This is a genomic window from Streptomyces sp. NPDC051320 (assembly GCF_040682175.1).
GTDB lineage: Bacteria > Actinomycetota > Actinomycetes > Streptomycetales > Streptomycetaceae > Streptomyces.
This window is the reverse complement of the sequence record NZ_JBFBAL010000013.1, coordinates 1-19,443: the sequence shown is the minus strand read 5'-3', so window position 1 is coordinate 19,443 and position 19,443 is coordinate 1. Positions and strand designations below refer to the sequence as shown.

Here is a 19,443-nt window from a genome sequence, read left to right as displayed (position 1 = left end):
ACCCTCACGTGCCACCGGAGTAGCGGGCCGCCTGGCGACGTCCCGCCGCACCGTGCCCTCGGTGACTGCCATCCGGTCGGCCTGCTCGCCGCACGTCCACGACGGCCGCGCGGACAGCAGTGGAAGCAGCCGCAGCAGGCGGGCGATGCGCTGATCACTTCGTGAAAGTCCGATGAGGACGGAAACTGTCCTAGTTCCGCCCTAGCGTCATTCCCATGAGTACCGGACGCACATCCGCACCCGCAATCCGCTATGCGGCCGTCACCTTCGACTGCCCGGACCCCGCCGAGCTGGCCCGCTTCTACGGCGACGCCCTCGGCCTCGCCGTCGCCTACTCCACTGACGACTTCGTCCTGCTCGGCCAAGAGGGCGCGGCCGGACTTGGATTCAACCGGCTGGCCGACTACCGGCCTCCCACCTGGCCGGACCCTTCTCAGGGGAAGCAGGCCCACATCGAACTCGGTGTCGATGACCTGGATGCGGCCCGGACCCGGCTGCTGGCCCTGGGAGCCGTCGAACCCGCTGTCCAGCCGGCACCCGACCGGTGGCGGGTCCTGCTGGACCCCGCAGGCCACCCGTTCTGCATCACGACCCTGGTCTGAACGTGATCGGCAGACTGATGACCATGACCGCGCACCCCGGCAGAGGAGGCGAACTCGCCGCCGTCCTCCTCAGAGTCGCGAAGGGGCTGCACGGCTTCCCGGGCTGTGAGACCTATCTGATCAGCCAGGAGGCAGCCGATCCGGACACCGTGCATGTCATCGAGGTCTGGCGGGACGAGGCCTGTGCGCAGGCAGCCCTCGCCGCTCCGTCGCCCGCCGGCGGTCCCGCCCCCGCAGAGGTCCTCGCACTGCTGGCGTCACCACCGCACCGCACGGACCTCGCCGTCCTGGGTGGAGTGGGCCTCCCCGCCGCCGACGGACAGATCTGACAACCAGCCCCGGCCGCCAGGAAGGGCCCACTCGGAACTCGAGGTCTGCTGAGGGGGACAACGGCCCCTGGGGGCCCTCACCGAAGCAGGCCGAGGCCTCGTCAACAGACATATAGGCCGCAAACGGGAGAAGCCCGGACCAGTGGAAATCGGTCCGGGCTTCGGTCGAGCCCCCTGTCGGATTCGAACCGACGACCTCAGGTTTACAAGACCAGCGCTCTTAACCAGCTGAGCTAAGGGGGCAACCGTGCACCTACAAGCCGCACGGAGGCGCCTCCACTCTACACAGGGCCGATCCGCCCAGCCATCAAGTTCCCCGCTCCCGCGACCTGGGCGGCCATCAGTTCGTCGGGCCGACCGATGTGCCGTTCCGAAGGCCGGACCGGCAGGACGTAGCGGGCGTGAGGCTCCGGGAATCGCCGAACCGCGAAAGAATGCGTAATCCAGAAGTCGGGCGCTCCGAGCGGACGGGCGCATCAGTCAAAAGCGCGTTGCTCCGGCTCCGTGCCCGGAGTCGAAAATTTCATCAGCCGGAAACTACTGACAGACCACAAACGGCCAGGTAGCGTCTCGGTGCAGTTCACTCTTGTGGACTACACCACTCCCTTACTCGGATCGTCCGGCACGTTCCTGCCGGTGAAGGAGCACGCGATCATGGCAACTGTTACGTTCGACAAGGCGACCCGGATCTACCCGGGCTCCACCAAGCCCGCCGTGGACGGCCTCGACATCGAGGTCGAGGACGGCGAATTCCTGGTTCTCGTCGGTCCCTCCGGCTGCGGCAAGTCGACCTCCCTGCGGATGCTCGCGGGTCTCGAGGACGTCAACGGCGGTGCGATCCGCATCGGCGAGCGCGATGTCACGCACCTGCCGCCGAAGGACCGGGACATCGCGATGGTGTTCCAGAACTACGCGCTGTACCCGCACATGACGGTCGCCGACAACATGGGCTTCGCGCTCAAGATCGCCGGTGTCAACAAGACGGAGATCCGCGCCAAGGTCGAAGAGGCCGCGAAGATCCTCGACCTCAGCGAGTACCTGGACCGCAAGCCGAAGGCGCTCTCCGGTGGTCAGCGTCAGCGTGTCGCGATGGGCCGCGCGATCGTCCGGGAGCCGCAGGTCTTCCTCATGGACGAGCCGCTGTCGAACCTGGACGCCAAGCTCCGCGTCTCGACCCGTACGCAGATCGCGTCGCTCCAGCGCCGCCTCGGCATCACCACCGTGTACGTCACCCACGACCAGGTCGAGGCCATGACCATGGGCGACCGGGTGGTCGTGCTCAAGGACGGTCTGCTCCAGCAGATCGACTCGCCGCGCAACATGTACGACCGTCCCAACAACCTCTTCGTCGCCGGCTTCATCGGCTCCCCGGCCATGAACCTGGTCGAGGTCCCGATCACCGACGGCGGCGTGAAGTTCGGCAACAGCGTCGTCCCGGTCTCCCGCGAGGCACTGTCCGCGGCGGCGGAGCGCGGCGACACCACCGTCACGGTCGGTGTCCGCCCGGAGCACTTCGAGGTGGTCGAGCACGACGACACCACCACCAAGACGCTGACCAAGGACGCGCCGGCCGGTCTGGCCGTCTCGGTCAACGTCGTCGAGGAGCTCGGCGCCGACGCGTTCGTCTACGGCTCGGCCGAGGTGAGCGGTGAGCACAAGGAGCTCGTCGTCCGCGTCAACGGCCGCCGGGTGCCCGACAAGGGCAGCAAGCTGCACGTCGTGCCGCGCCCCGGTGAGATCCACGTCTTCGCCACCTCGACCGGCGAGCGCCTCAGCGACTGACGTCGCCCAGCAGCGTACGGCGGCGGCCCCGCATCTTCCGCTCGGGAGGTGCGGGGCCGCCGCCGTATGTGGGTGGCGGGGCCTCCGTATACGGCGGCAACTACCCCGGCAGAACGGGCGATTCGCCGGGGACGTCAACACCCGATTCGAAAAGAGAACTCGAACCATCCCCCACACGAGTGACTCAATGTCGCCAAATCATCACCGGCCGCTACGCTCGCCTGCGTGACCCACACAGCCCGCCGAATCGGCCGAACTCTCGCACTCGTCCTGCCCGTCGTCCTGGTTCTCTCCGGGACGCTCGCGGTCACCCGCGTCCCGTGGGCAGGCACCTCCACCGGCTCGCAGATCCTCACTGCGTCGTCCAAGGAAGTATCGGTGCGCGCCAAGACCCGCACCCCGCAGGACATTCTGCGCGACAAGCTGCTCTCCGAGCTCCAGGAGAAGGACCCGGGCACCGCGCTCACCCATCTCCAGCGCGAGGTGGAGAGCCGCCCCTCTCTCGCGGGCCACTGCATGGAGATCGCCCGTGCACTGGGCCGTGCCGCCGTCGAGCGTTACGGGCCCACCCGGGCCCAGTCGTACTCGCGCCCGGTCTGCGACACCTCCTTCGCCTACGGGGTCGCGCACGTGCACTGAGACACCTTGCCGGGGGCGCGCCGCACAGGACCGGCCGTCCAGGACCGGCCGCCACATGGGGGCACCGCGACGCCGCCCGCCCATGTGCCGGTCGGTCTAAGGTGCGCCTCATGACGACCGCTGATCCTCAAGTGCAGCTACCGCCCACCCAGGCCGTGGTCCTGGCGGGCGGTCAGGGCTCCCGCCTGCGCCCCTACACCGACGACCGTCCCAAGCCGATGGTGGAGATTCCGGGCACCGGAACGCCGATCATCGGCCATCAGCTTGCCTGGCTGGCCGCCGAGGGCGTCACCGATGCGGTGATCTCCTGCGGCCACCTCGCCGGGGTGCTGCAGGAGTGGCTGGACTCCACCGAACTCCCCCTGCGCGTCACCACCGTCATCGAGTCCGAGCCGCTGGGCCGCGGCGGTGGTCTCAAGTACGCTGCCGCGCGGTTGCCCGACGCCGACCGTCCCTGGTACGCCACCAACGGCGACATCTGGACGCGCTTCTCGCTCCGCGACATGGCGGCCTTCCACGCCGAGCGGGACGCCACCGCGACACTCGCGCTGGCCCGCCCCAGGATTCCGTGGGGCGCCGTGGAGACGAACGAGTTCGGGCAGGTACTCGACTTCATCGAGTCGCCTCCGTCGCCGTATCTGATCAACGCCGGGGTGTACGTGTTCTCGGCGGCCTTCACCGCGCTGCTGCCGGACCGGGGCGACCACGAGCGGTCAACGTTCCCCCGGCTGGCCAGGGAGCGCAGGCTGGCCGGTTTTCCGCTGCCCAACGGGGCGTACTGGCGGGCCATCGACACCGCGAAGGACCTCACCGAGGCGGCGCGGGAGCTGGGCGCGCGGACCTGACCCGGGCCCTCGCGTCGGACGACGTACGTGAGGGGCGGCCGCACCTTCAGCGGCCGCCCCTCATGTGTTCCCCGTGCCGGCCGTCAGCCGAGCAGGCCGCCGATCGGGTTGCGGTTGCCGCCACCACCGGCCGAGCTGCCGCCGGTGCCGCTGCCCCCGCCGGTCGAGCCGCTTCCTCCGGTGCTGCCGCCGCCACCGGCGGAGCCGCCCGAGGACGACGGGCCGGAACTGCTCGCCGCCGGTGGCGGCGGAGCCGGCTGACGCTGCTGCGGGGGCTGCTGCCCGCTGCCCTGGGTCTGGCTCGGCTGGTCGCCGCCGATGCCCACGGTCGCGGTCTCGCGGACCGTGCCGGGCGTCGTCGGGGTGCCGGACGGTCGCGCCGACGTGTGCGCGGAGGGCGACGACCGGTCCCGGTGCGCACGCTGCGAGGGGCTGCCCGACGAACCGGTCTCCTGCGGCAGCGGCTGTCCGGGCAGCCGGTTGGTGGGATCGGTGTTCGGCCCCGGTACGGTCACCACCTCCGCGGACCGGACGGCGCCGCCGAGCAGCGAGCCGATCAGCAGCGTCAGACCGACCACCACGGAGGCGACGACGGCCCCGCGCCGCAGCACCCGCCTGCGCAGATCCCGCAGCGCCGAGCGCGGGCCGAGCCGGCGCCAGGCCTCGCCCGCGAGGCGGCCGTCCACCGAGTAGACCGGGGCGCCCGCGATGATCAGCGGCGACCAGGCGGCGAGGAAGATGATGTCGGGGGTGTCGTACACCGGTACGGCCCGCCAGCTGACGGTCACCAGCAGCGCGATGGACAGCATCGCGCCGAAGGCCGCAGCGACCCGCTGCCAGAGTCCGAGAACGGTGAGCACACCGACGACGACCTGGAGGAAGGCGATGGTGAGGCCGGCGCCCACCGGATGCGACAGCGCGAAGTCGCGCAGCGGCTCGGCGAGCGCCCAAGGCTGCAGTGAGTGCAGCCACTTCACCATCGAGCCGCGTTCGCCGCCGTCGAAATAGACGGGATCGCAGAGTTTGCCCATGCCGGCGTAGACGGAGATGAAGCCGAGGAACACCCGGAGCGGCAGGAGCACCACGCCCAGGTTCATCCGGCGGCCCGGGTAGTAGGCGTGACGGACCGCGTCGGCGGACTGCCGCTGCCCCGGGTAGAAGTCGTCGTCCTCGTACTGCTCGTCGTCGTACTGCTCGTCGTCGCGCCGCTGGTCGTCGTACTGGTCGTCGCCGAACCCGTCACCGTGGCCGGACGGTTGACCGTCGTACGCGCCGACGGCCTCGCGCATGCGTGGCAGCAGCGTGGTGGCGGGTCTGCTGGGGAAGGGGGGACCGCCCGCGTCGTCGACGCTGATGCGCGGGATGACCTGGGTGGCGCCGGCGTCGTGGCCGGAGCCGTAACCGGCCTCCTGCACACCGGAGTTCCGCACGGCCTGCAGCAGTCTGATGGCGCCGGTGTCGTCCGGCGCGGACTTCCCGCTCCACACGACGGGCGCCCGGCGTCGCCCTGCCGAGGAGGTCCTGGCCCGGCCACCTCCCGCCGAACCGGCTTGCCACGGCATCGAGTTCGGTGCGAGCTGCACCCGGAAGCTGGCGTGGTTGACGACGACCTGCGCGGGATCGCACGGCACCTTGACCATGCTCAGGGCAGGCAGCTCGTCGAACCCGGGTGTTCTGGTGTCCACGCTCATCTAACCGAGTGACGCTCGCTTAGGACACTGCCTTGACCCGTCGGATCTGTCCGCGACCCGTCAACAGGCCTCGACCGACACGGTCACGAGGGCCCTCACGGCCCGGTCACCCAGCGGAAGCCGACCGGCAACCGACCGAGGGGCGATCGCAGTATTACCGTCCGTTCCAGCACTCTTCGATCGGGGTCTCACTCCCGCTACAGCAACGGATCATCGCCGCCTCATGAACGAGCCATGGACAGGAATCCCCGATCGCCCGGCTCCCAGGAGCACCGGAACAAGCCGTACACCGAGAAAGCCATGCGTCAACGCGGCGCGGACCGGACCGAGCTGGAACACCTGCTGTGGGACAGCTTGTTGCACCGCGAACTGGTGCAAGCGGCAAGTCGGTGATCGTCGGACGGCACCGACGCGCTGTCCGTGCCGGTTGCCCGGGTGTGCTCCCGGGCGTGACGCGCGGTTCGTCGGCACCGGTTCTCGCTTCCCCCCGGCGACAGCCGAGGGAAGCGGAACCGGCTGGGTCAGGCGCGGCGGCGGGCCGCCTCGTACAGGACGATGCCGGCTGCGACACCGGCGTTGAGTGACTCCGCACCGCCCGGCATGGGGACCCGTACCCGGTAGTCGCAGGTCTCGCCGACCAGTCGGCCCAGGCCCTTGCCCTCGCTGCCGATGACGATGACGACCGGGCCGCCCAGCGCCTCCAGGTCCTGCACCTCGTGCTCGCCGTCCGCCGCCAGGCCGACGACCGTGATGCCGGCCTTCTGGTAGCCCTCCAGCGCCCGGGTCAAGTTGGTGACCCGGGAGACCGGGGTGCGGGCGGCGGTGCCGGCCGAGGACTTCCAGGCGCCGGCCGTCATCCCGGCCGCGCGGCGCTCCGGCACGACCACGCCGTGGCCACCGAACGCGGAGACCGAGCGGACGATCGCACCGAGGTTCCGGGGATCGGTCACTCCGTCGAGGGCGACGATCAGCGGGTCCTCGTTGGCGTCGTAGGCCGCGTCGGTAAGGTCCTCGGGGTGCGCGTACTCATAGGGCGGGACCTGGAGGACGAGGCCCTGGTGGTTCAGGCCGTTCGTCATCCGGTCGAGCTCCGGCCGCGGGGCCTCCATCAGGTTGATGTTGCCGCGCTGACCGGCCAGCTGGAGCGCCTCGCGCACCCGCTCGTCGTTGTCGATGTACTGCTGCACGTACAGGGTGACCGCCGGTACGCCGTCGCGCAGCGCCTCGTAGACCGGGTTGCGGCCGACGACCATTTCGGAGGTGCCCTTGGCGCCACCGCGCCGGGGGGCCGGGCGGCGGGCCGCGGCCTGCCGCGCCTGGGCGCCCGCTACCCGGTTCTTCTTGTGGCCCTTGCGGGCGGACGCGGGCGGCGTGGGCCCCTTTCCTTCGAGGCCGCGGCGTCGCTGGCCCCCGCTGCCGACCTGTGCGCCCTTCTTGTTGGACGTACGGCGGTTCCTGCGCTGGCTGTTCCCGGCCATGACCTACCTGTTTCGTTGCTGCTCAGTACGTACTACGTATAGGAAAGTGTGCCGCGAACGGCAGCGGAGTGCTCACCGCGGGCCCAGGAGGGTGCTGGAGATCTTGGGCTGATCAGGGAGCGGGGTCTGGTGCGTGCAGTTGCAAGGCGCCGAAGCGTCCTCATAGCGGAGCTATTAGGGCGTTTTGGCAACGCCGCAGATGTGCGTGCCAGGCCCCGCGAGCCCGCCCAAGATCTTCAGCACCCTCCTCGTGTCCAGCGGGGACCGGTCGGGCTGTCCTCGATGACCAGGCCGGACTGCTGGAGCTGGTCGCGGATCGCGTCCGCCGTCGCCCAGTCCTTCCGGGACCTGGCCGCCTCGCGCTGTTCGAGGACGAGGCGTACGAGGGTGTCGACGGCACCGTGCAGGTCTTCGCCGCGGTCGCCGTCGCCGGCGGCCCACTGTTCGTCGAGCGGGTCGAGGCCGAGGACGCCGAGCATGGCCCGGACCTCCGCGAGCCGGGCGACGGCCGCTTCCTTGTCGTCGGCGGCCAGCGCGGAGTTGCCCTGGCGGACCGTGGTGTGGACGATCGCGAGCGCCTGCGGGACGCCCATGTCGTCGTCCATCGCCTCGGCGAAGGCGAGCGGCACATCGGCGGACGGTTCGACCACCCCTCCGGCCTTCTCGATGACGCGCTGGACGAAGCCCTCGATCCGCGCGAAGGCCGACTCGGCCTCGCGCAGCGCCTCGTCGCTGTACTCGATCATCGACCGGTAGTGCGGGGTGCCCAGGTAGTAGCGCAGCACGATCGGGCGCCACTGCTTGACCATTTCGCTGACCAGCACCGAATTGCCCAGCGACTTGGACATCTTCTCGCCGCTGAGGGTGACCCAGGCGTTGTGCAGCCAGTACGTCGCGAAGTCGTCGCCGAACGCCTTGGACTGGGCGATCTCGTTCTCGTGGTGCGGGAAGATCAGGTCGATCCCGCCGCCGTGGATGTCGAAGGCGCGGCCCAGATACTTGTGGGCCATCGCGGAGCACTCCAGGTGCCAGCCGGGCCGGCCGCGTCCCCACGGGGTCTCCCAGGAGGGCTCGCCGGGCTTGACGGCCTTCCACATGGCGAAGTCGCGCGGGTCGCGTTTCCCGGTCTCGCCCTCTCCGGACGGCTGGCGCAGATCGTCCAAGTCCTGGTTGGAGAGCTGCAGATACCCGTCGTACGACCGCACGTCGAAGTAGACGTTGCCCTCGGCCTCGTAGGCGTGACCGCGCTCGATGAGGCCGCGCATCATCTCGATCATCTCGGGGATGTGGCCGGTGGCGCGCGGCTCGTAGCTGGCCGGAAGGCAGCCGAGTACGTCGTAGCCGCTGTTGAAGGCGCGCTCGTTCTCGTACCCGATCGACCACCAGGGCCGGTGCTGCTCCACGGACTTCTTGATGATCTTGTCGTCGATGTCGGTGACGTTTCTGACGAACGTGACGTCGTAGCCGCGGTAGCTGAACCAGCGGCGCATGATGTCGAAGTTCAGTCCGGACCTGATGTGCCCGATGTGCGGGGCCGCCTGCACCGTGGCGCCACAGAGGTAGATCGAGACGCAGCCCGCGGTGAGCGGGACGAAGTCACGAATCTGCCGGGTGCTGGTGTCGTACAGACGAATAGTCACCCCACCAGGGTAGTGGTCCCATACCAGTGCCCCGTGACCCTTTGGGCCACGGGGCACCGAAGTGTGACCCAACAGTGCTGCAGAAGCCGCTCAGAGCCGGCCGACGACCTTGCGCGGGCTGATCCGGACGACCACCCGGGCGCTGTCGTTGGCGGAGTCCGGGTTGAACTCCGCGTACTTCTTACCGGAGTACTTGAGCGACAGCTCGTCGATCAGCTCCTGGCCGCCCTCGGTGCTGAGCGCCGCGGTGCCCCGGATCTCGGCATACGTGTAGGGGTCGTCGAAGGGCTGCAGCAGCACCGTCACCCGGGGGTCACGGCGCAGGTTCTTCTCCTTGCGGCGGCCCACGGTCGTGGAGATCAGCACATCGTCGCCGTCCCGCTTCACCCAGACAGGTGAGACCTGGGGGGTGCCGTCCGGCTGGATGGTGGCGATGTTCACGAAGACCGGGCTGTCGAGCAGTTCTTTGAGCTTGTCACTGAGTGCGGCTGACACGGGCTGTCCTCCGGAGGGGGCGGGTGAGGTGGTGTGCTGATGGCATGGGTACCCCCTTTGCAGCGGTTCTGACCGCTGCGAAGGCGCCAACCCCCATACGGCACCCCACCCGTCCGCCGGGCTACGGCTCCGACCGCACCACCAGAGCCGTCGCGACGGCGGCGAGTCCTTCGCCCCTGCCGGTGAAGCCGAGCCCGTCGCTGGTGGCCGCGGAGACCGAGACGGGCGCGCCGACCGCTTCGGACAGCACCCGCTGCGCCTCGGCCCTGCGCTTGCCGATCTTCGGACGGAGGCCGATCACCTGGACGGCCACGTTGCCGATGACGAAGCCGTCGGCGCGGACGATCCGGGCCGCCTCCGCGAGCAGGGTGAGACCGGCGGCGCCGGACCATTCCGGGCGGCCGGTACCGAAGTGGGCGCCGAGGTCGCCGAGCCCCGCGGCGGAGAACAGTGCGTTGCAGGCGGCGTGCGCGACCACGTCCGCGTCGGAGTGGCCGGCGAGCCCGGGGCCTTCGCCTTCCCAGCGCAGCCCGGCGCACCACAACTCCCGGCCTTCCTCGAAGGCGTGGATGTCGGTGCCGATGCCGACGAGCGGCAGTACCGGCCTGGGCGTCTCAGAAACCATGGTTGGCCCTCCTGCGGGCGAGAACTGCCTCGGCCAGCACCAGGTCGAGCGGCCGGGTCACTTTGAACGCCTCTTCGTGCCCGGGGACGACCACGACCCGTACTCCGAGCTGCTCCACCATGCTCGCGTCGTCGGTGACATCGCCGGTCACCGTGGCGTGTGCGCGCGCCAGCAGGGCCCGGTCGAAGCCCTGCGGGGTCTGCACGGCGCGCAGTCTGGCGCGCTCCGGGGTGGCGACGACCGGTTCGGGGCGGCCGTCGGGCTGTGGTTCGACCTGCTTGACGGTGTCGGCGAGCGGCACGGCGGGCACGACGGCGGGGGCGCCGCCGCGTACCGCCTCGATCACCGCGTCGACGGTCTCGACGGGGACCAGGGGCCGGGCGGCGTCATGCACCAGCACGGTGCTGACCGTGTCGGGCAGCACATCGATGCCGCGCCGCACGGATTCCTGGCGGGTTTCACCGCCGGGGACGACGACGACTTCCGTACCGGCGGGAGGTGCGTACTCGTTGATGAGGGAGGTGACCCGGGCCACGTCGTCCGCCGGGGCCACCACGACGACCAGCGACACGGACCGGGATCCGGCCATCGCGTTGACCGCGTGGATCAGCATGGGCGTCCCGTTGAGGGCGCGGAGCGCCTTGGGCGTTCCGGGGCCCAGCCGGACACCGCGTCCTGCGGCGGGCACCACCGCGGCGGTGCCGCGGTCGGGACCGGGCGGGTCGGAGGGCAGGTCGGGACGGGGCAGCGGGGCGTCTGACATCGGGTGCGCGTTCAGGGTTTGTGTCCTCAGCCGACGTGGGTATGGCCTGGGGGTACCCCCGGCCGCTGGTTGGGGGAGTGCCGGGCGCGACGCCCTGAACCGGCCCCTTCCGTGACGACCGGTCTCGTCGGCATCCCGGGCCCGGCACACCAAGTACCGCTCCACCAGGTACCGCTCAACTAGGTGCTGGTGGGGCAGCCGGACGCGACATGCCGCGGCGCCCGGCGACACATGGAAGTATTCCATGCAGTCATCGGGCGCCGCGGCATTACTTCACGGCGGAGCATTTCACTCCGACGTCATGCTCCAGGCGGGAAGCAGCCTTCGGGCGGGAGAGCCGTCAGGAGGCGAGCACCTCGTCGAGCAGAGCCTCGGCCTTGTCCTCGTTGGTGTTCTCCGCAAGAGCGAGCTCGCTCACCAGGATCTGGCGGGCCTTGGCGAGCATGCGCTTCTCACCTGCGGAAAGTCCGCGCTCACGCTCGCGGCGCCACAGGTCACGCACCACTTCCGCGACCTTGATGACATCGCCGGAGGCGAGCTTCTCAAGATTTGCCTTGTATCGGCGGGACCAGTTGGTGGGCTCTTCGGCATACGGTGCGCGAAGCACCTCGAAGACCCGGTCCAGCCCTTCCTGACCAACCACGTCGCGTACGCCTACGAACTCCGCATTGTCCGCCGGCACACGAACAGTCAAGTCGCCCTGGGCGACCTTGAGCACCAAGTAGGTCTTGTCCACGCCTTTGATCTGGCGAGTTTCGATAGCCTCGATCAGCGCGGCCCCGTGATGGGGATAGACCACGGTGTCGCCAACCTTGAACGTCATGTGACAGGTACCCCTTCCGTGGCTATCCAGGGTAACACGGATACGGCTTCTTCTGAATGGCGTTTTCGCAGGTCAGAGCATATCTCGGGGCTTGACAACAGCAACAGGAACGTGCTGCGGACGCCTTCCGGAAGACGGTATTCGCAGGTCGGAGCGGCTCTGCGGGCGAAGAGAAACGCGTACGTTACACGCGTCCGGAGCCCTTCTTCGGGGGTCGAACGTCCCGATTTGCCGCATTCGAAACGGTGAACTTCAGAGCCGTAGTTCGGTCGTCGATCACCCGTACGGACGCAATCCGAAATTGATCACTGCGGCTCGCAAGGGAGCTGCAAGGGACCTCACGAGACTTTTCCGGAAGGAATAGACGGCGGACCGGGGAATTGATCACCACCGATATGTGAACGGCGTACGACACACCGCGATCGCGCGCCCCGCGGAGACCCGTGCGCCGCCCGGGGCGGGTCGGGTGCGGCCCCCGGAAGACGGCTCGGTAACCTGAGCGCGCCCGATCTCTGCTGTCCATACGTCTTAGGAGTTGCCGCAGCCATGAGCCGCAGCCTTCGACGCGGTGCCATCGCCGCTTCTGCCATCGTGGTCTCGATTGCCGCCCTGTCCGCCTGTGGCGCAGGCAACGACGCTCAGACGCTCGAGGTGAAGCCGGACAACGCGGCCACCTCGGTGGGCAACATCCAGGTGCAGAACGCGACGGTGATCACCCAGCCGAAGGCCGACGCCCAGGGTCCTGCCGTCATCACCACGAGGATCTTCAACAACGGCACCAAGAACCAGACGCTGGACTCGATCGAGCTGCCCGGCACGGGAGCGACGGTGAAGCTCTCCCCGAAGAAGGGCGGTTCCGGGCACATCACCGTGCCGGCGAACGGCTCGGTCCTGCTCGGCGGCAAGAACAACCCCTCCGCTGTCGTCGCCGACAGCCGCACGGTGACGGACGGCAACGCCCAGCAGGTGGTCTTCCACTTCAGCGAGACCGGCAAGGTCTCACTGCTCGCCTACATCGTCCCGGCGACCAGCTACTTCAGCAGCTTCGGCCCGAGCTCCCTCCCGCCGACGGCCAAGCCCACGCCGTCGACCAGCCCGTCGGGGTCCGGCAAGCCGTCCGGCTCGGGCACCCCGACCGGCTCCTCGAGCCCCTCGGACGCGGCGTCCACAACCGGCACGACGGCCGGCACGACGGCCGGTACGACGGCCGGTGCGACGGCCGGCACGCAGAGCTGACTCCCGCACAGCGCGGTGCCCCCGCCAGGCCTCAGCGGCCCGGCGGGGGCACGTTTCGTTCCGCGAACCGAACGGCTCGTACGGTTTACGGCTCGAACTTGTAGCCGAGGCCGCGCACCGTGACCAGATACCGGGGCGCCCCCGGATCCGGCTCCACCTTGGCGCGCAGCCGCTTCACGTGAACGTCGAGGGTCTTGGTGTCGCCGACGTAGTCCGCGCCCCAGACCCGGTCGATCAGCTGCATCCGGGTCAGCACCCGGCCGGCGTTCCTGAGCAGCATCTCCAGGAGGTCGAACTCCTTCAGCGGCAGATCGATCTTTCCGCCGGAGACCGTGACCACATGGCGGTCCACGTCCATCCGGACCGGGCCGGCCTCCAGCGCGGCCTGGGAGACCTCCTCGGGCTCGCCCCGGCGGCGCAGCACCGCCCGGATCCGGGCGACCAGCTCCCGCGAGGAGAACGGCTTGGTGACGTAGTCGTCGGCCCCTATTTCCAGGCCGACCACCTTGTCGATCTCGCTGTCCTTGGCGGTCACCATGATCACCGGGACGTTGGAGCGGCCGCGCAGCTGGCGGCAGACCTCCGTGCCGGGCAGGCCCGGCAGCATCAGGTCGAGCAGCACCAGGTCGGCGCCGTTGCGCTCGAACTCGTCGAGCCCATCGGGGCCCGTGGCCGCGATCGCGACCTCGAATCCTTCCTTGCGCAGCATGTAGGACAGGGCGTCGCTGAAGGATTCCTCATCCTCGACGACGAGCACTCGGGTCACGGAAGGACCTCCGGGGCAGGAATGGGGTCAGAAGTAAGGAAGCTCTGGTACGGCTGGTCGTCGTCCACGTCGACGGCGTCCGGCTCCTGGTCCGCACGGCTGCGGTGGTCGCCGCGTTTGCTCACGGCGCCGGCTTCCGGCAGCCGCAGGGTGAAGGTGGAACCCTGTCCCTCGGCGCTCCACACGGTGACCTCCCCGCCGTGCGAGGCGGCCACGTGTTTGACGATGGCGAGGCCCAGGCCGGTGCCGCCGGTGGCCCGGGAACGGGCCGGGTCGACCCGGTAGAAACGTTCGAAGATCCGCTCGCGGTCCTTCTCGGAGATGCCGAGCCCCTGGTCGGTGACGGCAATCTCGATGAAGTCACCGCCGGGTGCGGCGACCCGCTGCGCGGCGATAGCAACCCGGGTGCGGTCCTGTGAGTAGTTGACGGCGTTCTCGACGAGATTGCCCACCGCGGCCGCGAGCTGGCCGCGGTTGCCCCAGACGGACAGGTCGGCTGCGCCGCCCACGGTCATGGTGATCTGTTTGGCGCCGGCCTGGTGGCGGCAGCGGTCGATGGCCTCGGTGGCCAGGACGTCGACCCGGACCGGCTCGGCGTCCTCCAGCGGGTCGTCGTTCTGGACCCGGGAGAGATCTATCAGCTCTTGGACCAGATTGGTGAGTCTGGTCGCCTCGATCTGCATCCGGCCGGCGAATCTGGTCACCGCCTCGGGGTCCTCGTTGGCCCCCATGACGGCTTCGGAGAGCAGCGAGAGCGCGCCGACCGGAGTCTTGAGCTCATGGCTGACGTTGGCGACGAAGTCGCGTCGTACGGCTTCGATACGGCGTGCCTCGGTGAGGTCCTCCACGAGCAGCAGCACGAGCCGGGAGCCGAGCGGCGCGACCCGGGCGGAGACCGCCAGTGCCTCGCCGCGGCCGGTGCCCCGGCGGGGCAGATCCAGTTCGACCTGGCGGATCTCGCCGTCCCGGCGGGTGTCGCGGGCCATGTGCAGCATGGGCGCGACGGCCAGCTTCCCGCCCCTGACCAGGCCCAGCGCGTACGCCGCCGAGCTGGCCTTGACCACCGAGTCGCTCTCGTCCAGCACCACCGCCGACGAGCGCAGCACGGAGAGGACGGTGTCGACTCCGGGCGGCAGGACATCGTCGGTGTGCAGCGAACCGCGGGTGGGGCGTGCCTGGTCGCGCTCGCTCCAGCGGAACGCCAGCATCGCGATGACACCGGTGCACAACCCGGCGATCGCGCTTGCTGCGGCGACCGCCGCGTTCACGTCCATGCCTCAAGGTTATGCGGGCCGGCCGACACTTCCCCAGCCATACGGGTGCCCGCTCGAACGTTCGTCGCCCAGAGTTCACCGAGGGGATAGGGCCGGTTCACTTCAGATGACGGAAACGGACGCGTGGCGGTCGCACCGTGGAGACGCGGGGGTCGGAGACCTCATGGCTGTACGAGAGAGGGACTGCAATGCGGGACGCGTACCACGAGGAACTGGACTCGATCGGCGAAGGTCTGGTCGAGATGGCCCGGCTCGTCGGTTCGGCGATCGGCCGGGCGACGACCGCGATCCTCGACTCCGATCTGAAGCTCGCGGAGAGCGTGATCGCCGCCGACGAGAAGGTCGACGAGCTCCAGCACGAACTGGAAGCCAGAGCCATCGCCCTGCTGGCCCGCCAGCAGCCGGTCGCCACCGACCTGCGGATCGTGGTCACCTCCCTGCGGATGAGCGCCGACCTGGAGCGCTCCGGCGACCTGGCCCAGCACGTCGGCAAGCTGACCAGGCTGCGCTACCCGAACCGGGCGGTGCCGCACGACCTGCACGCGACCATCCTGGAGATGGGACAGCTGGCGCAGCGGCTGATGGCCAAGGCCGCCGAGGTCATCATCACCAAGGACGTCGACCTGGCCCTCCAGCTGGAGAACGACGACGACGAGATGGACCTGCTGCACCGCGCGCTCTTCCAGCACCTGATGGACGACCGCTGGAAGCACGGGATCGAGACCGCCGTCGACGTCACCCTGCTCGGCCGGTACTACGAGCGGTTCGCCGACCACGCGGTCTCGGTGGCCAAGCGGGTGGTGTACCTGGTGACGGGCGAACACGCGGACGAGATCCAGGCCGTCTCGGCCCCGGTCGAAGGGGCGTGAACGGCGCGCTTGCGCGCGTGCGCCGTTGATGCGCCCCACCGGCCCGGGTATGGGATGAGCACAGGCAGCACGCACTTGGATGCCCATCGGCTCCTACGCCTGACAGCTCGTATGCCTAACAGGAGGATTCCCATGGCAGACTCCCCCGTCACCGAACCCCAGCAGCCGGCCCCCGTCGAAGTCCACCATCTGCGCGTCCTCGGCGCCTGCGGCTGCGGCCCGAGCTGCGGCTGCGGCTGCCAGTCCGGGGCGCCGTGCCAGTGCGGCGGCTGTCACTGAGGTACCCGTACGCCCGGCAGGGCCCCGTCCACCAGCACCGTCGTGGTGGACGGGGCCCTGCCCCGCGCGACGGCCTTCGGCCGACGGCTCACGCGCGCTTACGGACGCGGCTTACGGGCACCGCTCACGGGTGCGGCTCACGGGCGCGGCGGAATCCTCACGTCGCGTTCCAGAGACGCCAGTAGAACTCCGACCGGTACGGGTCAGGAGCAATGCCGTACGCCTCAACGAGGGTGTCCTCCCAGCCCCGACCGTAGTTCATCCCGGTGTTCCTGGCCGCGACGGCCAGGTCCGCCCACCGATCGGCAACACCGAGGGCTCCCAGGTCGACGTGACCGGCCCACGAACCGTCCTCGTGCAGCAGCGTGTTCGGCGCGCACGGATCACCGTGACACACGACGAGCCGGTCGATCGGCGGCTGCTGCTCGGCCAGTTCCGCCGGCACCTCGATACCCGCCTGCCGGGCACGTTCCAGCCGATGCTCGACAGACCAGCTGAACGGACAGTCGGCCACCGGCAACTGCTCGTGCAGGGCCCGCAAGCCGGCGCCCAGGGCGCGTACTGCTCCGGCCGGATCCGCCAGCCACCGGGGGCTGACCGCGCTCTCGCCGGGAAGCCCATGGGTGACCAGCCAGCTTCCCTCCGCACCGTCCCCGCACTCCCGCACCCGAGGCACCACGGTGAACCGCCCGGCCCAGCGCATGCGCTCCGCCTCGGCCACGAGATCCAAGCCGGTGCCGGCCGGAGCCCACTTGGCGAACAACGCGCTGTTCCCGTTCCCATCCGCGTCACCGATCCGAAAGGCCAAGCCCCCCAGCTCGTTCTGCCAGACCGGCAACAGCGGCCGGTCCCCGGCCAGGGCGCGGATCGGCGCGGGTACGAGCACGGGCGGAAGCGGCGGTCCGGAGTAGGGCATGGCCCCATGCTGCGCCGCGCATGGCCCGCGAGCGATCGACTTTCCCGCACCTTCGGCTCCCTGCGGCCTACTTCCGGCGCAGCCGCGCGCTTTCGATCGCGGGCGGGGTGGCCGCGTAGTTGTCCGCGGGGTCGAGGTCGGTTCCCGGCGGGACGATCTCGTCGATGCGATCGAGGATGTCGCTCGACAGCTCCCTATCGATCCCGGACAGAAGTCCGTCGAGCTGCTCCCGGGTGCGCGGACCGATCAGCACGGAGGTGACCGCCGGATGCACGCGGACGAAAGCGATCGCGAGTTGCGGCAGCGTCATCCCCGCCTCGTCGGCGAGGACAGTGAGCTGGGCGAGTGCGGTGGCCTTCAGCTTGCCGGTCGGAGTCGACGGGTCATAGTGCGACGGGAGGGCCGAGGAGGTCAGTACGGCCCGGTGGCTCGACGCAAGATCCGCACGCCCGGAGAGCCAGCCGCTGTTCAGCGGGCTGAAGGTGAGCACCCCGAGACCGTGCCGCTGCGCCGTCGGCAGCACGGCGGCCTCCGGCCTGCGGGTGAAGACGGAGTACATGGGCTGTTCGGTCAGGAACCGATGGCACCCCTGGTGCTCCGCCGTCCACTGCGCCTCCACGATCATCTCCGCCGGGAACATGGACGATCCGAACGCCCGGATCTTGCCGGCCCGTACCAGGTCGGACAGCGCCGAGAGGGTCTCGCCGATCTCGGTCTCGTAGTCGGGACGGTGGATCTGGTACAGGTCGATGTAATCGGTGTCGAGTCGGCGAAGACTGTCCTCGACCGCCCGTACGATCCACCTCCGCGAGCCGCCCCGGTGGTTCGGGTCCTCGCCCATCGGCCGTCCGAACTTCGTCGCGATGACGAGATCATCCCGACGTGCCTTTACGGCCTTGCCGACGATCTCCTCCGACTCACCCCTGGAATAGACGTCGGCCGTATCGATGAAGTTGATTCCGGCATCGAGCGCGCTGTGGATGATTCGGATCGCGTCCTCGTGATCCGGGTTTCCCAGACTTCCGAACATCATCGCACCGAGCGCGAACTCACTGACGGATATACCGGTTGACCCAAGAGTCCTGCGCTTCAATTTCATGCCTTTCAGGCGCTGTCTGCATTCGTGCCGATGAACCAATGCGACCACGCCGGCCCACCCGATCGATAGACAGATCCTGCTGCGGGCTTGCACGATCCTGTCAACATTGCTCCAATCGAGCCATGCAGCATGCGGCGCCACCGTCCTCCGGCTCCACGGCCGAGGGCATGAACCTTCTCGACTAGCTTCGGACGCTGATCGTGCGCCACACCGGCGGCGGCCCGCAGCAGAAGACGCAGGTCCTGGAGGGCGTATCCATCACCCATGCGGACAAGCCCACATCCCCGATCGGCGCGATGGCGGAGCCCTCGCTCGCCGTTGTCGGCCAGGGTGTCAAACGCACGATTCTGAACGGCGTGCCCTACGACTATCGGGCCGGCCAGTTTCTCGTCGTGTCGGTCGACCTTCCGGTGACCGGTCAGGCGCTCGAGGCGAGCGCGGAGGAACCCTTCGTGGTCTTCAGCATGACGCTGAAGCCGGAGGCGATCGCACCGTTGCTGCTGGAGACCGGCAGCACCGCGAAGCCGCCCGCCTTCTCCGGCCTGGCCGTCAGCGACGCGACGCCGGAGCTGCTCGATCCGGTCGTCCGGCTGCTGCGTCTGCTCGGTCGTCCTGACGACCTCCGGGTGCTCGCACCCGGCCTCGAACGGGAGATCCTGTGGCGACTCATCACCGGCGCCCAGGGCGCACTCGTCCGTCAGATCGGCCTCGCCAACAGCAACCTCGCGCACATCTCCCGCGCGATCCGCTGGATCCGCCGGCACTACGACAAGCCGCTGCGTATTGCGGACCTCGCCGAATTGTCCGGCATGAGCCCCTCAACGTTTCACCGGCATTTCCGCTCCGCGACCTCGATGACGCCGGTCCAGTTCCAGAAGCAGATCCGCCTCCAGGAGGCTCGCACCCTGCTCCTGACCCGACCGGCAGACGTCGCGGAGATCGGCTATCTGGTCGGCTACGAAAGCCCGTCCCAGTTCAGCCGCGAATACCGCAAAACGTTCGGCGCGCCCCCGGGCCGGGACGTCGCACGTCTCACGGCGGTGGCCCGATCCGGGGGTTCCTCGCGGGCCGACCACTGAGCACCCAGCGACTGCGGCGGGCCCGCTGACTCAGTGCAGGCAGAGGCAGAACGGGTGGCCGGCCGGGTCCGCGTAGACCCGCCAGTTGGCCTCCGGCCGGAGCTGGTCCGTCCGCTCGAGCACGGTCGCGCCGAGGGTGAGCGCCCGCTTCTCCTCCCCCTCGAGATCGTCCACGTCGAAGTCCAGGTGGAGCTGCTGCGGCCGCTGCTGGCC

22 protein-coding genes, 1 tRNA gene and 1 pseudogene are annotated in these 19,443 nt (G+C 69.4%); 10 read left to right on the top strand and 14 right to left on the bottom strand.

The annotated features are described in order from the left end of the window. Positions 1–36: 36 nt before the first annotated feature. A pseudogene (locus AB0M87_RS25885) lies at positions 37–147 on the bottom strand (transcriptional regulator); the annotation flags it as partial. Positions 148–215: 68 nt separating this feature from the next. Between AB0M87_RS25885 and AB0M87_RS25880 the strand changes: the two are divergent. Both AB0M87_RS25880 and AB0M87_RS25875 read left to right on the top strand, forming a co-directional pair. After that, on the top strand, positions 216–602 hold the full coding sequence (locus tag AB0M87_RS25880) for a VOC family protein (RefSeq protein WP_365856909.1): 387 nt from the start codon (positions 216–218) through the stop codon (positions 600–602). A 23-nt stretch (positions 603–625) separates the two neighbouring features. Further along, positions 626–931: an antibiotic biosynthesis monooxygenase family protein gene (locus AB0M87_RS25875; protein WP_365856907.1), complete on the top strand. Its 306-nt coding sequence runs from the start codon at positions 626–628 to the stop codon at positions 929–931. Positions 932–1,099: 168 nt separating this feature from the next. Here the strand turns inward: AB0M87_RS25875 and AB0M87_RS25870 are convergent. Further along, positions 1,100–1,174, bottom strand: a tRNA-Thr gene (locus AB0M87_RS25870). 411 nt (positions 1,175–1,585) lie between these two features. Here AB0M87_RS25870 and ugpC point away from each other — a divergent pair. The 3 genes from ugpC (at position 1,586) to AB0M87_RS25855 (ending at position 4,197) form a co-directional block, all read left to right on the top strand. Next, complete coding sequence (gene ugpC / locus AB0M87_RS25865) at positions 1,586–2,713, top strand: sn-glycerol-3-phosphate ABC transporter ATP-binding protein UgpC (RefSeq protein WP_365856905.1); 1,128 nt, start codon at positions 1,586–1,588, stop codon at positions 2,711–2,713. 225 nt (positions 2,714–2,938) lie between these two features. Then, positions 2,939–3,352, top strand: coding sequence for a hypothetical protein (locus tag AB0M87_RS25860; protein ID WP_365856903.1), 414 nt, complete (start codon positions 2,939–2,941; stop codon positions 3,350–3,352). Positions 3,353–3,483: 131 nt separating this feature from the next. Then, complete coding sequence (locus AB0M87_RS25855; RefSeq protein WP_365857250.1) at positions 3,484–4,197, top strand: nucleotidyltransferase family protein; 714 nt, start codon at positions 3,484–3,486, stop codon at positions 4,195–4,197. 83 nt (positions 4,198–4,280) lie between these two features. Here AB0M87_RS25855 and AB0M87_RS25850 read toward each other — a convergent pair whose 3' ends face one another. Further along, complete coding sequence (locus AB0M87_RS25850; RefSeq protein WP_365856901.1) at positions 4,281–5,888, bottom strand: DoxX family membrane protein; 1,608 nt, start codon at positions 5,886–5,888, stop codon at positions 4,281–4,283. Positions 5,889–6,122: 234 nt separating this feature from the next. Here AB0M87_RS25850 and AB0M87_RS25845 point away from each other — a divergent pair, with 234 nt between their 5' ends. Next, complete coding sequence (locus tag AB0M87_RS25845; RefSeq protein ID WP_365856899.1) at positions 6,123–6,281, top strand: hypothetical protein; 159 nt, start codon at positions 6,123–6,125, stop codon at positions 6,279–6,281. 128 nt (positions 6,282–6,409) lie between these two features. Here the strand turns inward: AB0M87_RS25845 and rlmB are convergent, their stop codons facing one another. The 6 genes from rlmB to AB0M87_RS25815 form a co-directional block, all read right to left on the bottom strand. Continuing rightward, positions 6,410–7,366, bottom strand: coding sequence for a 23S rRNA (guanosine(2251)-2'-O)-methyltransferase RlmB (gene rlmB, locus AB0M87_RS25840; RefSeq protein WP_365856897.1), 957 nt, complete (start codon positions 7,364–7,366; stop codon positions 6,410–6,412). A 236-nt stretch (positions 7,367–7,602) separates the two neighbouring features. Then, positions 7,603–9,006, bottom strand: a complete 1,404-nt coding sequence (gene cysS, locus AB0M87_RS25835; protein ID WP_365856895.1) for a cysteine--tRNA ligase — start codon at positions 9,004–9,006, stop codon at positions 7,603–7,605. A gap of 90 nt (positions 9,007–9,096) precedes the next feature. Further along, a complete protein-coding gene (locus AB0M87_RS25830; RefSeq protein WP_365856893.1) occupies positions 9,097–9,501 on the bottom strand; it encodes a PPOX class F420-dependent oxidoreductase in 405 nt (134 codons plus the stop codon). Between the two features lie 121 nt (positions 9,502–9,622). Next, positions 9,623–10,126, bottom strand: a complete 504-nt coding sequence (gene ispF / locus AB0M87_RS25825) for a 2-C-methyl-D-erythritol 2,4-cyclodiphosphate synthase (RefSeq protein WP_365856891.1) — start codon at positions 10,124–10,126, stop codon at positions 9,623–9,625. Then, the gene (gene ispD / locus AB0M87_RS25820) at positions 10,116–10,889 is read right to left on the bottom strand and encodes a 2-C-methyl-D-erythritol 4-phosphate cytidylyltransferase (protein WP_365856889.1); all 774 of its coding nucleotides are present in this window, start codon (positions 10,887–10,889) and stop codon (positions 10,116–10,118) included. Before ispD ends, ispF begins: the two co-directional genes overlap by 11 nt. Positions 10,890–11,229: 340 nt before the next feature. After that, on the bottom strand, positions 11,230–11,712 hold the full coding sequence (locus tag AB0M87_RS25815) for a CarD family transcriptional regulator (RefSeq protein ID WP_006380568.1): 483 nt from the start codon (positions 11,710–11,712) through the stop codon (positions 11,230–11,232). Positions 11,713–12,258: 546 nt separating this feature from the next. Between AB0M87_RS25815 and AB0M87_RS25810 the strand changes: the two genes are divergently transcribed. Next, positions 12,259–12,948 (top strand): DUF461 domain-containing protein, encoded by a 690-nt coding sequence (locus AB0M87_RS25810; RefSeq protein WP_365856887.1) that lies wholly within the window; start codon positions 12,259–12,261, stop codon positions 12,946–12,948. Positions 12,949–13,033: 85 nt separating this feature from the next. Here the strand turns inward: AB0M87_RS25810 and AB0M87_RS25805 are convergent, their stop codons facing one another. Both AB0M87_RS25805 and AB0M87_RS25800 read right to left on the bottom strand, forming a co-directional pair. Beyond that, entirely contained in the window at positions 13,034–13,714 is a 681-nt protein-coding gene (locus tag AB0M87_RS25805) for a response regulator transcription factor (RefSeq protein WP_365856885.1), read from the bottom strand. Next, positions 13,711–14,988: an ATP-binding protein gene (locus AB0M87_RS25800; protein WP_365856883.1), complete on the bottom strand. Its 1,278-nt coding sequence runs from the start codon at positions 14,986–14,988 to the stop codon at positions 13,711–13,713. The genes AB0M87_RS25805 and AB0M87_RS25800 overlap by 4 nt, the downstream gene beginning before the upstream one ends. A gap of 188 nt (positions 14,989–15,176) precedes the next feature. Between AB0M87_RS25800 and phoU the strand changes: the two genes are divergently transcribed. After that, positions 15,177–15,857: a phosphate signaling complex protein PhoU gene (phoU, locus tag AB0M87_RS25795; RefSeq protein ID WP_365856881.1), complete on the top strand. Its 681-nt coding sequence runs from the start codon at positions 15,177–15,179 to the stop codon at positions 15,855–15,857. Positions 15,858–15,989: 132 nt separating this feature from the next. Continuing rightward, positions 15,990–16,136 (top strand): hypothetical protein, encoded by a 147-nt coding sequence (locus tag AB0M87_RS25790; RefSeq protein ID WP_365856879.1) that lies wholly within the window; start codon positions 15,990–15,992, stop codon positions 16,134–16,136. Positions 16,137–16,293: 157 nt separating this feature from the next. On the opposite strand, the gene AB0M87_RS25785 is transcribed toward AB0M87_RS25790, so the two are convergent. After that, complete coding sequence (locus tag AB0M87_RS25785; protein ID WP_365856877.1) at positions 16,294–17,052, bottom strand: aminoglycoside 3'-phosphotransferase; 759 nt, start codon at positions 17,050–17,052, stop codon at positions 16,294–16,296. 67 nt (positions 17,053–17,119) lie between these two features. Next, positions 17,120–18,145, bottom strand: coding sequence for an aldo/keto reductase (locus tag AB0M87_RS25780; RefSeq protein WP_365857248.1), 1,026 nt, complete (start codon positions 18,143–18,145; stop codon positions 17,120–17,122). A 206-nt stretch (positions 18,146–18,351) separates the two neighbouring features. On the opposite strand from AB0M87_RS25780, the gene AB0M87_RS25775 reads away from it, so the two are divergent. Next, the gene (locus tag AB0M87_RS25775; protein WP_365856875.1) at positions 18,352–19,230 is read left to right on the top strand and encodes an AraC family transcriptional regulator; all 879 of its coding nucleotides are present in this window, start codon (positions 18,352–18,354) and stop codon (positions 19,228–19,230) included. 30 nt (positions 19,231–19,260) lie between these two features. Here the strand turns inward: AB0M87_RS25775 and AB0M87_RS25770 are convergent. Continuing rightward, positions 19,261–19,443, bottom strand: a 183-nt coding sequence (locus tag AB0M87_RS25770) for a VOC family protein (protein WP_365856873.1), incomplete at its 5' end; no start/stop codon positions are given.

What these genes read in the sequence shown, in the direction of transcription:
- AB0M87_RS25800 (WP_365856883.1), bottom strand. Translation starts at nt 14,988, where the DNA reads ATGGACGTGAACGCGGCGGTCGCCGCAGCAAGCGCGATCGCCGGGTTG.
- ispD (WP_365856889.1), bottom strand. Translation starts at nt 10,889, where the DNA reads ATGTCAGACGCCCCGCTGCCCCGTCCCGACCTGCCCTCCGACCCGCCC.
- AB0M87_RS25790 (WP_365856879.1), top strand. Translation starts at nt 15,990, where the DNA reads ATGGCAGACTCCCCCGTCACCGAACCCCAGCAGCCGGCCCCCGTCGAA.
- AB0M87_RS25875 (WP_365856907.1), top strand. Translation starts at nt 626, where the DNA reads ATGACCGCGCACCCCGGCAGAGGAGGCGAACTCGCCGCCGTCCTCCTC.
- AB0M87_RS25880 (WP_365856909.1), top strand. Translation starts at nt 216, where the DNA reads ATGAGTACCGGACGCACATCCGCACCCGCAATCCGCTATGCGGCCGTC.
- AB0M87_RS25785 (WP_365856877.1), bottom strand. Translation starts at nt 17,052, where the DNA reads ATGCCCTACTCCGGACCGCCGCTTCCGCCCGTGCTCGTACCCGCGCCG.
- ispF (WP_365856891.1), bottom strand. Translation starts at nt 10,126, where the DNA reads ATGGTTTCTGAGACGCCCAGGCCGGTACTGCCGCTCGTCGGCATCGGC.
- phoU (WP_365856881.1), top strand. Translation starts at nt 15,177, where the DNA reads ATGCGGGACGCGTACCACGAGGAACTGGACTCGATCGGCGAAGGTCTG.
- AB0M87_RS25850 (WP_365856901.1), bottom strand. Translation starts at nt 5,888, where the DNA reads ATGAGCGTGGACACCAGAACACCCGGGTTCGACGAGCTGCCTGCCCTG.
- rlmB (WP_365856897.1), bottom strand. Translation starts at nt 7,366, where the DNA reads ATGGCCGGGAACAGCCAGCGCAGGAACCGCCGTACGTCCAACAAGAAG.
- AB0M87_RS25815 (WP_006380568.1), bottom strand. Translation starts at nt 11,712, where the DNA reads ATGACGTTCAAGGTTGGCGACACCGTGGTCTATCCCCATCACGGGGCC.
- AB0M87_RS25845 (WP_365856899.1), top strand. Translation starts at nt 6,123, where the DNA reads ATGGACAGGAATCCCCGATCGCCCGGCTCCCAGGAGCACCGGAACAAG.
- ugpC (WP_365856905.1), top strand. Translation starts at nt 1,586, where the DNA reads ATGGCAACTGTTACGTTCGACAAGGCGACCCGGATCTACCCGGGCTCC.
- AB0M87_RS25810 (WP_365856887.1), top strand. Translation starts at nt 12,259, where the DNA reads ATGAGCCGCAGCCTTCGACGCGGTGCCATCGCCGCTTCTGCCATCGTG.